The sequence below is a fragment of the Xanthomonas sp. LF06-19 genome (assembly GCF_034105425.1).
Classification (GTDB): domain Bacteria; phylum Pseudomonadota; class Gammaproteobacteria; order Xanthomonadales; family Xanthomonadaceae; genus Xanthomonas_A; species Xanthomonas_A sontii.
Genome location: NZ_JAXGGH010000001.1, coordinates 271,248 through 283,701, shown reverse-complemented (window position 1 = coordinate 283,701; position 12,454 = coordinate 271,248). Strand labels below are relative to the sequence as shown.

Below are 12,454 nucleotides of genomic sequence, written 5' to 3'. Positions count from 1 at the left end.
ATCGGCACCTCAGTACAGCGAGCCGGCGTTGACGATCGGCTGGGTGCCGCGGTCCGAGCACAGCACGGTCAGCAGGTTGCTGACCATGTGCGCCTTGCGCTCCTCGTCCAGCTCGACCACGCCGTTCTTCTGCAGTTCGGCCAGGGCCATCTCGACCATGCCCACCGCGCCAGCGACGATGCGCGTGCGCGCGGCGATCACCGCGTTGGCCTGCTGCCGCTGCAGCATCGCCTGGGCGATTTCCGGGGCGTAGGCGAGGTGGCTGATGCGCGCCTCGATCACGTCGACGCCGGCCTGGGTCAGGCGTTCGTCGAGGTGGCGCTTGAGCTGCTCGCTGATCTCGTTGGGATGGCTGCGCAGCGAGATCTGCCCGTCCTCGTGCTGGTCGTAGGGATAGCTGGTGGCCATCGCGCGCAGTGCCGCCTCCGACTGGATGTGCACGAAGCTCTCGTAGTCGTCGACGTTGTAGACCGCCTCGGACGCGTCCATCACCTGCCACACGATCACCGCGGCGATCTCGATCGGGCTGCCGTCCAGTTCGTTGACCTTGAGCCGCCCGCTCTCGAAGTTGCGCACGCGCTGGCTGACCTTGCGCTTGCTGAAGAAGGGATTGTTCCAGCGCAGGCCCGGGTCCTTGACCGTGCCCACGTAGCGGCCGAACAGGCTCAGCACCGCGGCCTGGTTCGGTTCCAGCGCATACAGGCCGACCACCAGGAACAGCGCGACGGTCAGCACCGGGATCGCGACCAGCAGGGTCCACGGCATCGCCGACGGCTGCAGCACGCCGGTGGCGATGATCGCGCCGGCGCCGGCCACGAACACCAGGACCAGGCCCACGATCATCGGGATGCCGGGCAGGGAGGAACGGGGCTGCTCTTTCATGGTGGACGTCCTTGGGTGGTTGGACGAAAAGATATCAAATTGATATCAGTTTGCAAGAGACGGGGAGTGGGGAATCGGGAATGGGGAATCGTGGGAGCGGGTTCATGGGGGCGGGCGGGCGGGTCTAGGGGAGCCGGCTACCCACCTGCGTGCGGCATCCGCTTTTGAGGACCGGGAAGGTGCTGAAGTCGCGCGGTATGCAGAGGCGGGCAGCCCGGGTGTCGACTTGGCGGGCGTCGGCGGTGTGCATCCATCGGCCGCGTGCCGTCACGCCGGGGGCAGCAGACCCAGCGCTTTTACTATTCCCCAATCCCGATTCCCGATTCCCGGCCGCCGAGGCGGCCACTCACCCGCCGAGGATCAGCACCGGCGTGCGAAAGCCGCTGAGGTGGTGGGTGCCGGTGGCGATGTCGCTGCGGTAGCGGCCGGGGATCTCGATCTGGCAGCGTTTGCCGATGCGCACGCCGGGGCCGATGTCGACCTGTCGGCCGAGCGTGGCCTGGGCGCCGATCTGCGCTTCGGCAGCGAGCGTCACGCCGGCCTCGATCCATGCCGAGGCGCCGACCTTGACCGCCGATTCCAGCACCGCCGCCGCGCCGATCCAGGCGTTGAAGCCGATGTCGCAGTGCGTATCGACGATGGCGCCGGCGCCGATCGCGCAGTTCTCGCCGACGCGTGCGCTGGCCGCCACCTGCGCGCCGCGGCAGATCAACGGCGGCATCCTGAAACCGCGTGCCTTCAGTTCGCCCATCAGTTCCTGGCGGCGGAAGTTGAGGAATTGCGCGCCCCAGGCGACGAAGGCGGTGGCACCGGTATCGGCCAGCGCGTGCAGGGCATCCAGGTCGAAGCGGTAGTCCTTGCCCTGGGCCACGTCCACCGGGTGCAGCACGCAGTCCGGCGCCGCCTCGGCCCAGGCCGCCAGCGCCCAGCGCAGCAGCGCACCGCTGCCGACCACGTACTTGTCAGAGGACATGGCGGCCCTCCATGACATCCATGTACCAGCGTTCGATCTGCATGTTGGCGTGCTCGTAGTCGCCCAGCACCGCGCGCGGGGCGCCGGCGCGCAGTCCCGACTGCACCTGTTCCATGATCTCGATGTCCTCGCGCAGCACCTTCTCGGCGCCGTGCAGGTGCCCCAGCAACACTGCGTCGGAACCCGGATAGCGATGCTTCTTGCGCGCGGTGACGTAGTAGACCAGCAGGTCGGTGCGCTGCGCCGATACCGGCTGGTGGTGCTCGATGATGAAGGAATAGCCACCCGAGCCCGAGGCGATGTGCAGGTTCGGGTACAGCAGCCAGTTCAGATACCAGTCGTCGTTGCCGAAGCGTTCGACGTGCGCGTGCCAGGGATAGTGCGCCATCGCCACCAACGGCTCGTTGAGCCCGCCGCTGCTGAAATCGCGCAGGCGCGCCAGATGCGCCTCGCGCGAGGCGCTGCCCTCGGCATGGTAGCGGCGCGCCTCGGCGACGCCGGCATCGTCCATCTGCACCTGGAACTTCACCTGCTGCGCCAGCGTGCGCGCATGCACGAAGCGCGGGTGCAGCGCGTCGCGCAGGTTCTCGTAGGCCAGCTTCCAGTTGAAGTCGGCCTCGAAGGTCGCCACCAGCACTTCGTCGTCGAACTGTTCGGAAGCGGCGCGCAGCATCTCCAGCGCCTCCAGCGAGAACTGCGCCTCCAGCGGCATCGGCGCGGGCGACAGGTTCACGAACACCAGCTTGCCGATGCAGGCCACCGCGAAGCGGCGCAGCCGCAGGCAGGCGCGCGCCTCTGGAGCGAGGCGGTAGGCATCGTCCTGGAACGGGATGTTGTCCACGCCGCCGTCGGCGCCGTAGCGCCAGCCGTGGTAGCTGCAGACCAGCGGGCGCACGCCCTGCGGTTGCTGTTGCAGCGGGTTCTGCCGGTGCAGGCACAGGTTGTCGAAGGCGCGCAGTTCGCCGTCGATGTGCTGCACCACCACGTCCACCCCGCAGATCGAGCGGCGCACGAAGGCGTTGGGCTTGTCCAGCAGCATGCGCGGCGCCACGAACTGCCACAGCGGCATCATCAGCTGGGTGCGCTCGCGGGCGAACCAGGCCTCGTCGATGTAGGCCTCGGCCGGCATCAGCGAATGCATGGACGCTCCTCGGCGGTGCGGCAGGGCGTGCCGTGGCGGTGTTCGGCGCTGTGTGCGTGCATGGCGACATCCCCAGTGACGTTGCGGAAGATAGCACCTCGCTGCGCGCCGACGATGGCGTGGCCGATCCTGTGCCGGCGTGGGGCGCCGGCCCGGTAGAATACGGCTCCCCTCTTCGCGCAGGCGCCGCCGTCATGGTCACTCTGGGAACCCCGCTGTCCGCTTCCGCCACCCGCGTGCTGCTGCTCGGCTCCGGCGAACTGGGCAAGGAAGTGGCGATCGAACTGCAGCGCTTCGGCGTGGAGGTGATCGCGGTGGACCGCTATGCCGACGCCCCGGCGATGCAGGTCGCGCATCGCAGCCACGTGGTCGACATGCTCGATGCGATGGCGCTGCGCGAACTGATCGCGCGCGAGCAGCCGCACCTGATCGTGCCGGAGATCGAGGCGATCCACACCGAGACCCTGGTGGCGCTGGAGCGCGACCTCGGCCAGCGGGTGATCCCGACGGCGCGTGCGGCGCGGCTGACCATGGATCGCGAAGGCATCCGCCGCCTGGCCGCCGAGACCCTGGGCCTGCCGACCTCGCCTTACCGCTTCGTGGACACGCCCGAGCAGTACCGCGAGGCGATCGCCGCGGTCGGCCTGCCGTGCGTGGTCAAGCCGGTGATGTCGTCCTCCGGCAAGGGCCAGAGCACGCTGCGCAGCGCCGCCGATATCGACGCGGCGTGGGAGTACGCGCAGACCGGCGGCCGCGCCGGCGCCGGCCGCTGCATCGTCGAGGGTTTCATCGACTTCGAGTACGAGATCACCCTGCTGACCGTGCGCCACGCCGGCGGCACCGCGTTCTGCGATCCGATCGGGCACTGGCAGAAGGACGGCGACTACCGCGAGAGCTGGCAGCCGCAGCCGATGTCGGCGCTGGCCCTGCAACGCGCGCAGGACATCGCCCGCGCGGTCACCGACGATCTCGGCGGCTGGGGCCTGTTCGGCGTGGAGCTGTTCGTCAAGGGCGACGAGGTCTGGTTCAGCGAGGTGTCGCCGCGGCCGCACGACACCGGCCTGGTCACCCTGGTGTCGCAGGAACTGAGCGAGTTCGCCCTGCATGCGCGTGCGATCCTCGGCCTGCCGATTCCGGCGATCCGCCAGAACGGCCCGTCGGCCTCGTGCGCGCTGCTGGCCCACGGCGAAGGCGTGCCGCGCTTCGGCAACGTCGATGCCGCCCTGCAGGCCCCGGACACCGCCCTGCGTCTGTTCGGCAAGCCCAGCGTGCACGGCCACCGCCGCGTCGGCGTGACCCTGGCCCGTGGCGCAAGCATCGACGAAGCGCGGCAAACCGCCCGCGACGCCGCCGCCGCCCTCACCATCGACCTGGACGCATAAAACGGCGAGCGCTCGAAAGCGGGGGCCAAAGGGGACCCGCTTTCCCATTCCCCACTCCCGATTCCCCATTCCCGGCCCTCAAGCCGGCGGCGCGAACCGTGCCGCCGCCAGGCGGATGCTCCACACCAGTTCGACCATCGCCAGGTTGTTGAGCAGCGCCTCGCCGCCCAGCACCAGCCAGTAGCCGGCGCCGTCGACCCAGAACGGCACGAACGACCAGTCCGGCAGCAGCAGTTGCGGCTCGCTGTAGAACGCCACGTAGCGGTGCGCGCCGTGCCAGCCGCGCGCGCTCTGACGCTGAGCGAAGCCGGAGAAGTCGGCCGCGGCCACGCTCAGCGTGTCGGCCTGTTCCTGGTCCAGGCCGGCATGGCCCAGGCAGAAGCCGCTGTCGGAGGCCAGCACCGCGCGGCGTTCGGCCGACAGCGGGGCGATCACATGCTGGGCGAAATCGTCCAGGCGGATTTCCGGGCCCGGCACTGCGCGCCGCAGCAACTGCACCCATTGCTGTTCGCGCGCCTCCTGCAGCAGCCGCTGTGCGTCGCCGCCCACGCGCTGGCGCCACTCCTGCAGCGACAGCGCGCCGTGCGCGCCGAGCAGCAGTTGCAGCGCGCGCTGCAGGCGGTCGGGCGTGGCGCTGGCGAAGCCGTGCAGCACGCCGTGCGGGGTCGGCATCAGCCAGGTCGGTTCGGAGCCGGTCGGGTCGGGGGCGGTCATCGCGGCGCACTCGCGCTGGAAAAGGACAGGGCGTCGACGTTGCGGCCACCCAGCGGCTCGCGCTGCTGCAGCCAGCGCGCGGTGCTGTCCCAGCGGTCGCCCAGGGCCAGCGCATGGCGGCGCAGTTCGCGCGTGGCGAGCATGAAGGCGAGCTTGTCCTGGCAACTGATGCAGTAGTCCAGGAACTCGCGCTCGCAGCGCGCCGCGGCGATCGGTGCGCCGTCGCACAGCGCGTCCACCACCTCGCGCACCATCCGCCGCGAATGGTCCGGGCTGGCCCGGCGCACCCGCGCCGGCACGTCGGCGGACGGCCGCGCCAGCACGCTCCAGCGCGTGGCCAGGGCGTTGATCGGCAGCAGCGCGTGGCCCTGGCTGTGGCGCTGGAAGGTCTCGGCCACGTGCGGCGCCAGATGCGCCGCGGCCATCTGCAGCGCCAGCTGGCGCAAGGCGACGTCGTGCCGCGGCAAGGCCACGAACAGGTCGGCCAGCACGCCCTGGGTCGGTTCGTTGTCGTGCAACTGCAGTGCGGCGTGCAGCCGCGCCAGGTGCGCGGCGGCGTCGCGCGGGTCGCGCAGCAGGGCACGGGCATGGGTGCGCATCACCAGGCGTGCGGGATCGCGAGCGGGAAGCGTGGGCATGGGCGCCTCAGTCCAGCAAGGTGTCGATCAGGTCGATCATGAATTCGGCGTCCTCCGTGGCCATCGCCTCGAAGCCGCGTTCCAGGCCCAGCGCGTCGAGCACCGCCTGGTCGTCGCGATGCGCGGCATCGCCCAGCGCCAGCAGGGCGTCGCGCAGCGCCGGCAGTTGCGGGCCCAGGCGCGGATGCGCCAGCAGCACGTGGCCGATGTCGCACAGCGCGCTTTCCACCAGCGGACGCAATCGCGCGCGGGTCAGGCGCGACAGACCGTGGTAGGCGGTGGCCAGGAACAGGCCGGCATCGGCTTCGCCTTCCAGCAGCAGCCGCGCTACCGCGGCGTAGCTGCTGGCCGGGCGCCAGGCGATGCGTTCCGGCTCCAGGTCGGCCGGTTCCAGCAGGCGCAGGCCGATCAGGCGTACGTCGTGGTTGGCGGTCAGCGCGATGCGGCAGCCGTAGGGCAAGTCTTCCACGCAGCGCGCCGGCGCCTCGGCCGCGGTCGCGATCACCACCTCGTCGGCGTGCCCGCGCGGCCTGACCAGCGGCAGGTAGCCGCGGTCGCGGATCAACGCGCTGGCGTCGAACGGGCTGGCGTACACCAGGTCGACGACGCTGTCGTCCAGCAATTGCCGCTGTTCGGCGGCATCGGCCGGCATCAGCAGGCGCAGGCCGAGGCCGGCGCGGCGCTGCAGCACCGTGCTGAGCAGGTACCAGCCGCCGAAGTACTCGGGCGCGAAGTCCGGCGCGACCAGGAACGTGCAGCTCATGCCAGCGGCTCCGCGCGTTCGTCCTGCAGCCATTGCGCGTACAGCGGCTGCAGCGCGTCGATGCGCCGCCGCGACGGCTTGCGCCGCACCGAGGTGAAGCCGACCACGCGGCCGTCGCGGACGTTCGGCAAGGCGGTGGCGTAGACCCAGTAGCAGGCGCCGTCGCGGCGCAGGTTCTTGACGTAGCCGTGCCACTTCTCGCCGGCCAGCACGGTGTCCCAGAGTTCGCGGAATGCGCGCCGCGGCATCTCCGGGTGGCGCAGGATGCAGTGCGGCGCGCCGATCAGCAGTTCGCGCGGCCAGCCGCTGAGTTCGACGAAGGCGTCGTTGGCGTGGGTGATGATGCCGTCCAGGTCGGTGCGCGAGACGATCAGGCGCCCGTCCGGATAGGCCACCTCGCGTTCGCTCCAGTACACCGTGCGGCGGCTGCCGTCGTGGTAGCGCAGCTCGGCGCTGCGGTGCGGCTCGTGCGGCGGATCCATCGGCGGCAGCGGCATGGCGGCGCCCCTACAGGATCTGTTGCAGCGCCTGCGCGGCGCGCTTGATGTCCAGGAACACCAGGCCGAGCTTGGCGCTGGGCTTGGCCAGCACGGTGAGCACCGCCTCGCGGCCGGCCGCACTCATGATCACGTAGCCGAGTTCGCCCTGGATCAGCACCCGCTCCAGCGCGCCGCGCGCCAGTTCGCGCGCGCTGCGCTCGCCCAGCGCGAGCAGCGCCGCGGACATCGCGCCGACGCGGTCCTCGTCCATGCCCTGCGGCATCGCCGAGGCGATCATCAGCCCGTCCAGGGAGATCAGCGCCGAGGCCTCGATATCGGCGGTGGCGCCATTGAGGCCTTCCAGCGCCTGTTGCAACTGTTGCGTTCGCATGCTCGCCATCCGCTTGCGCATCCCGACCGGGTGCGGGAGGCATTGGACCGCGTCGGCGCAGTCTTGCCCTTGATCTGGATCAAGGCCGATGGCGACGCCCGGCGCAGGCGCTGCGCACGAGGGGCGATCCGATGGGCGGCACCGCTGCCGCGAACGCGTCGGGCCCTGCTCACACCGGCGCCGGCTCGCGGCCGGCGGTCAACGCGGCCGCGCGGGTGCAGGCCGCTCGCCAGGGGCTTGGCGCGCCGGCCAGGCAAGCAAAAGGCGGCCGCCAGGCCGCCTGTGGGGTGCTGCTAGGCGGCGCCATGCTGCGCGCCGCCCCGGTCCTCCTGCGCTTACCGTCCCGCTGCGACGTCGACCCAGACCAGGTGGTGGTCGCTGCCGTCGGCGATGGCGGCGGAGGCATCATCGGAGGCCGGCCAGAACACGCCGCTGTCCAGGTAGCGGAAGTTGCGCGACGGCAGCACGTAGTCCAGGCGCATGGTGCCGGCCTTGGGGCCGAAATCGCCGGTGACCTGCTGCGGTGGGCCGCGATGGTCGATGCCGGTGGCCGCGTAGGCGCGCGTGGTCTCCTCGCCGCCAGCGCTGTGCGGGGTGGGGTATTGCAGGACGCGCGGATGCGTCACCAGCGCGCGGATCGCGTCGTGGTGGCCGTCGCCGTCGATCACGTCGTTGTTGAGGTCGCCGAGCATCACGAACTGCGCATCGGCGGCCAGCCCGCCGCAGCGGCCGGCGTCGTCGCACAGCCAGCGCGCCTTGCCGCTGCCGGCATCGTCCAGGTACTCGCGCCACAGCCGCAGTTCGTCGTGGTTGCGTGCGGCGTTGCGCTTCTCCGCGCCGTCGAACACCGGCGGGGTCGGGTGCGCCACCAGCGCATGCAGCACGCCCAGCGGGGTGCGCACCGGCACGTCCCAGTGCGACTTGGACGACAGCCGCAACTGCGCCCACACCGCGTCGCTGTGGAAGAAGCGGCCGGTGGCCGGATCGACCGGGCGCAGCGCGTCGGGCATCGCGCTCCATTTCAGCAGGCGGAAGCTGCGCACCGCCGCGGCGTCGATCGGGTACTTCGACAGCAGCAGCATGCCGTACTGGCCGGGATGCAGGCCGTAGCCCCAGGCGTCGTTGCCGCGCGCGCGGCCTTCGCCGCCGACATGGCCGTCGTTGTCCAGGTCCAGGCCGCTGGGCACGCCGGTGTTGACCGGGGCCAGGTACCGGTAGGGATAGCGCAGCGCAGCGCCGCCGTGCGGTTGCGGCACCGCGAGGTAGCGCTGCTCGAACAGGTCGGCGGCGCGGTGCGCATCGTCGTAGTCGAACTCGTTGAGCAGCACGATGTCCGGGCGCACCTGCTGCAGCACCGCGGCGATCTTGCGCGCCTGCGCGCTGTCGCCCTGCAGGGCGGCGATCAGCGCGCCGGGTTCGTCGGCATTGAGCGAGGTGTTGTAGGTGGCCAGACGCAGCGTCCTGGCGGCGGGCGCGGCGGCGTCGGTCATCGGGGAGGAAGTGGGAGCAGTGTGCGCGCAGGCGCCGCACAGCAGGGTCAGGGCGAGCAGGAGGAGGCGTGATGTCATGCGCCGATTTTCGCATGCGCGGCATGTCGGCACGATGGCGCCGCGACGTGCGGCGGCATCGGCTGGGCAGCGCGGTATCGGTTGCCGTCGGCTAGCCGCCGAGCTGGCGCAGATAGTCGTCGAAGTCGCGCCAGTGGCGGCCGTCGTAGGCCTGCAGCGGCCGGAAGCGGCGTTTGTAGTCCATCTTCTGGTGGCCGCGGATCCAGTAGCCCAGATACAGGTGGCGCAGTCCCTCGCGTCGCGCCCAGGCGATCTGCTGCAGGATCGCCAGGGTGCCCAGGCCGCGCGCGCCGGCGTCCGGGTCGTAGAAGGTGTAGACCGCCGACAGCGCCTGCGCGGCGATATCGGTGACCGCTACCGCCAGCAGCGGCCCGCGCCGTCCGTCCGGCATGCGTTGCCGCAGCTCCAGGAAGCGCCCATGCGACCAGCGGCCGATCAGGAACTGGTCGAACTCGTGCGCGCCGTGATCGTCCATGCCGCCGCCGGGATGGCGGTGGCGCAGGTAGCGCTGGTACAGCGCCAGCTGCTCCTCGCTGCGCTCGGCGGCGACGATGCGGACTTCGACATCGGCATTGCGCGCCAGGCAGCGGCGCTGGCTGCGATCGGGCACGAACGCGTCGATCGGGATGCGCACCGCAACGCAGGCGCGGCAATGGTCGCAGTGCGGGCGATAGACCAGATCGCCGGAGCGGCGGAAGCCCCAGCTCAGCGCCAGCGGATACAGCGCGCCCAGGCGTGGATCGTGCGGGTCCAGCACCAGGTCGCGGGCCTGCCGCTCGGGCCAGTAGCCACACGCGTGCTGGCCGGTCTGGAACAGCCGCAGGTCGTCGCTGGCGTCGGAATGGATGGCCATGCGTCGAGCATAGCGCTTCGCCATCGCAGGGGCCGCGACTGTCCCGTCGATGAATGCGCCCGGCGGCGGGTCAACCGCGGCGGCGACGGGGCGTTGTCAGCAGGGAAGGCACCGCGGTGCCGGCCCGCGATGCGGGCCGCTTGCGGCGCCGGACGCCTGCCGTCCTCGGCAGGTTCCTCATCATCCTCAGGGAGTGACCCATGAAGTCTCGCAACCCGCTGCTCGCCCTGGCCGTGCTGGCCGTGCTGTCCGGTACCGCCTACGCCGTTCCCCCGCCGCCGGCCGATCCCGCCGCGCCCGCCGATGCCGGCGGCATCGCCGCGCTCGACAAGAACGGCGACGGTGTCATCGACCGCAGCGAGGCCGCCGCCGATCCGCGCCTGGCCGAGCATTTCGACGCGCTGGACAAGAACCACGACGGCAAGCTCAGCCGCGACGAGTGGCCGCGTCACGGCCGCCACGGTGGCCGTGGCGGCCCGGGTGGCCCGGGCGAACACGGCGTGCCCGGCGCGATGATGGCCAAGCTGGACACCAACAAGGACGGCCGCATCAGCCGCGCCGAAGCGCAGGCCGATCCCAAGCTCGCCGCGCGCTTCGACAAGATGGACGTGAACAAGGACGGCTACATCGACCGTGCCGACTTCGAGTTGCGCGCCAAGCAGCATCGCGATGCCTGGTTCGCCGCCGCCGACACCAACAAGGACGGCATGCTCAGCCGCGCCGAGTTCGATGCGGCGCAGGCCAAGCGCTGGGCGCATCGCCCGGGCGGGCAGCGCGGTGGCGACGCACCGCCGCCGATGCCGGCGCCGGACAGCAACTGAGCCATCCGCCGCGGCGGTGGCCGCGGTGTCACTGCACCAAGGCGCCGATCGACAGCGCCCCTGCGCCCCGCGCGCAGGGGCGTTCTTGTTTTTCCATCTGCCGAAACCTGCCGTCGCGTGCAGTGCGGCGCAGGTGCAGCGCGGGACGCGTGTGGTCGCGCGGGGCGCGTCGACAGCGTCGCGGCCGGTTGCGGTGGCGGTCTCCGCTACGGCGGACACCGCGCGCAGGATGCGATCGCCGTGCCGACCGGATTGCCGTCGCAGCGTTGGCGCCTCCGCCGTCGCGCAAGGACGATCACCGGCAGGGCGTCATCGCCAGAGGCGACGTCCACCGCATGCGTGGACCTGCGTTCGGCGCGGCTCAGTTGCCGCGGGGTGCCGGCTGCACGCGCACGCGCACTTCGTCGCTGCCGGTGTCCTGCGCCGGGGGCGTGGCCGGTTGCGTCGCGGGTGCCTGTGCCGGTGCGGTGGTCTGCGCGCGGTTGTCGCGATGGCGCAGCACGGTGATCAGCGCCACCGCACCGATCGCCAGCAGCAGGGCGATGCGGATGCGCCAGGCCCAGCGCTTGCCGCCGTCCGCTTCCACCTGCGAGCGGAACTCGTTCAAGTAGGGCGCACGGCCCTGTTCCGGATCGCGGCGGGTGCTGTCGAGCAGGCCGGCGTCGCGCAGCAGTTCGCGTGCGCGCGGCTGGTCGTCGGCGTGCACCACCCACACCGTGGGCTGGGCCTGCGCCGCGACCGGGTCGAGATAGCTAAACTGGCCGCTGCGCCGGGTCCGGTAGGAGCGGCCGTTGCTCAGGCGCACGTCGATGCCGGCATCGCGCAGCAGGGCGGCGACGCCTTCGGCGGTTTCCACGCGTTGGCTGCTGAAGATCTGACGCATGTTCGTGTCCTCAGCGTTTTGCCGGAACCTGCGCCGCGGCATCGGCGTCGGGCACCACCCGGATCAGGCCTTCCTGCGCGGTGCTCGCCACCAGGGTGCCGTCGCGGGTGAAGAACTGCCCGCGCGCCAGGCCGCGCGCCCCCTGCGCGCTGGGGCTGTCCAGCGAGTACAGCAGCCAGTCGTCGGCACGGAACGGGCGGTGGAACCACAGCGCATGGTCGAGCGAGGCCATCTGCACGTTCGGCGTGTAATAGCTGATGCCGTGCGGGAACGTGGCGGTGCCGAGCAGGTGGAAGTCGGAGGCGTAGGCGAGCAGCGCCTGGTGCAGTTCCGGCGCATCGCCGACCGGCTCGCTCAGACGCAGCCACATCTGCTGGAACGGCGGACGCTTGGGCGGATTCAGTTCGTCGCGCGGATACACGTGGCGGAACTCGAACGGGCCGCCGCGCGAGAGCCAGCGCTGCACCTTGGTCGGCAGCGTCGCCAGCACTTCCGGGCGCGCCGCCGGAGTCGGCTCGATGTCTTCCGGCTGCGGCACTTCCGGCATCTTCAGCTGGTGCGTGGCGCCGTCCTCCTGTTCCTGGAACGAGGCCGCGCAGAAGAAGATCACCTTGCCGTGCTGGATCGCGGTGACCCGGCGCACCGAGAAGCTGCCGCCGTCCCGGGTGCGGTCCACGTCGTAGACGATGGGGTGCTCGATGTCGCCGGCGCGCAGGAAGTAGGCGTGCAGCGAATGCACGCGGCGCGCGTTCTCCACCGTGGCCTGCGCCGCCGACAGCGCCTGGCCCAGCACCTGGCCGCCGAACACGTACTTGGTGCCGATGTCGCGGCTCTGGCCGCGGAACAGGTTGTCCTCCAGCCGCTCCAGCGACAGCAGCTCGATCAGTTCGGAGACGACGGGGGCGGGCTTGGCGGACAAGAGGCGGGGCCTGGCGACGGACGTGTGCCGATTATAGCGGGCCGTCC

14 protein-coding genes are annotated in these 12,454 nt (G+C 71.2%); 2 read left to right on the top strand and 12 right to left on the bottom strand.

Going from position 1 to position 12,454, the window contains the following annotated elements; translation table 11 throughout:
- Window positions 1–9: 9 nt before the first annotated feature.
- The 3 genes from SLW55_RS01195 to SLW55_RS01185 form a co-directional block, all read right to left on the bottom strand.
- A complete protein-coding gene (locus SLW55_RS01195) occupies window positions 10–882 on the bottom strand; it encodes an SPFH domain-containing protein (RefSeq protein WP_026143690.1) in 873 nt (290 codons plus the stop codon).
- 346 nt (window positions 883–1,228) lie between these two features.
- Window positions 1,229–1,855 carry a DapH/DapD/GlmU-related protein gene (locus SLW55_RS01190; RefSeq protein WP_320744332.1) on the bottom strand — a complete coding sequence of 209 codons (627 nt, stop codon included), beginning with the start codon at window positions 1,853–1,855 and terminating at the stop codon, window positions 1,229–1,231.
- Complete coding sequence (locus SLW55_RS01185) at window positions 1,845–2,996, bottom strand: Rieske 2Fe-2S domain-containing protein (protein WP_267099037.1); 1,152 nt, start codon at window positions 2,994–2,996, stop codon at window positions 1,845–1,847. Before SLW55_RS01185 ends, SLW55_RS01190 begins: the two co-directional genes overlap by 11 nt.
- Before the next feature lie 194 nt (window positions 2,997–3,190).
- Here SLW55_RS01185 and purT point away from each other — a divergent pair, with 194 nt between their 5' ends.
- A complete protein-coding gene (gene purT / locus SLW55_RS01180; protein ID WP_017916348.1) occupies window positions 3,191–4,378 on the top strand; it encodes a formate-dependent phosphoribosylglycinamide formyltransferase in 1,188 nt (395 codons plus the stop codon).
- A gap of 78 nt (window positions 4,379–4,456) precedes the next feature.
- Here the strand turns inward: purT and SLW55_RS01175 are convergent, their stop codons facing one another.
- The 7 genes from SLW55_RS01175 to SLW55_RS01145 form a co-directional block, all read right to left on the bottom strand.
- A complete protein-coding gene (locus tag SLW55_RS01175; RefSeq protein ID WP_043092813.1) occupies window positions 4,457–5,092 on the bottom strand; it encodes a hypothetical protein in 636 nt (211 codons plus the stop codon).
- A complete protein-coding gene (locus tag SLW55_RS01170; RefSeq protein ID WP_223875685.1) occupies window positions 5,089–5,730 on the bottom strand; it encodes a hypothetical protein in 642 nt (213 codons plus the stop codon). The genes SLW55_RS01175 and SLW55_RS01170 overlap by 4 nt, the downstream gene beginning before the upstream one ends.
- A 7-nt stretch (window positions 5,731–5,737) precedes the next feature.
- The gene (locus tag SLW55_RS01165; RefSeq protein WP_017912409.1) at window positions 5,738–6,493 is read right to left on the bottom strand and encodes a PhnD/SsuA/transferrin family substrate-binding protein; all 756 of its coding nucleotides are present in this window, start codon (window positions 6,491–6,493) and stop codon (window positions 5,738–5,740) included.
- Window positions 6,490–6,990, bottom strand: a complete 501-nt coding sequence (locus tag SLW55_RS01160; RefSeq protein ID WP_295927141.1) for a PAS domain-containing protein — start codon at window positions 6,988–6,990, stop codon at window positions 6,490–6,492. The genes SLW55_RS01165 and SLW55_RS01160 overlap by 4 nt, the downstream gene beginning before the upstream one ends.
- Window positions 6,991–7,000: 10 nt before the next feature.
- Window positions 7,001–7,384: a roadblock/LC7 domain-containing protein gene (locus SLW55_RS01155; protein WP_017909884.1), complete on the bottom strand. Its 384-nt coding sequence runs from the start codon at window positions 7,382–7,384 to the stop codon at window positions 7,001–7,003.
- Window positions 7,385–7,698: 314 nt separating this feature from the next.
- Window positions 7,699–8,931 (bottom strand): endonuclease/exonuclease/phosphatase family protein, encoded by a 1,233-nt coding sequence (locus SLW55_RS01150; RefSeq protein ID WP_267099038.1) that lies wholly within the window; start codon window positions 8,929–8,931, stop codon window positions 7,699–7,701.
- 91 nt (window positions 8,932–9,022) lie between these two features.
- Window positions 9,023–9,784 (bottom strand): arginyltransferase, encoded by a 762-nt coding sequence (locus SLW55_RS01145; RefSeq protein WP_017912412.1) that lies wholly within the window; start codon window positions 9,782–9,784, stop codon window positions 9,023–9,025.
- A 200-nt stretch (window positions 9,785–9,984) separates the two neighbouring features.
- On the opposite strand from SLW55_RS01145, the gene SLW55_RS01140 reads away from it, so the two are divergent.
- Window positions 9,985–10,605, top strand: a complete 621-nt coding sequence (locus SLW55_RS01140) for an EF-hand domain-containing protein (RefSeq protein WP_295915450.1) — start codon at window positions 9,985–9,987, stop codon at window positions 10,603–10,605.
- Between the two features lie 361 nt (window positions 10,606–10,966).
- Here SLW55_RS01140 and SLW55_RS01135 read toward each other — a convergent pair whose 3' ends face one another.
- Together SLW55_RS01135 and tesB are read right to left on the bottom strand one after the other, a co-directional pair.
- Window positions 10,967–11,488, bottom strand: a complete 522-nt coding sequence (locus tag SLW55_RS01135) for a pathogenicity-like protein (RefSeq protein WP_295915448.1) — start codon at window positions 11,486–11,488, stop codon at window positions 10,967–10,969.
- Window positions 11,489–11,498: 10 nt separating this feature from the next.
- The gene (tesB, locus tag SLW55_RS01130) at window positions 11,499–12,407 is read right to left on the bottom strand and encodes an acyl-CoA thioesterase II (RefSeq protein ID WP_010341175.1); all 909 of its coding nucleotides are present in this window, start codon (window positions 12,405–12,407) and stop codon (window positions 11,499–11,501) included.
- Between the last annotated feature and the right edge of the window lie 47 nt (window positions 12,408–12,454).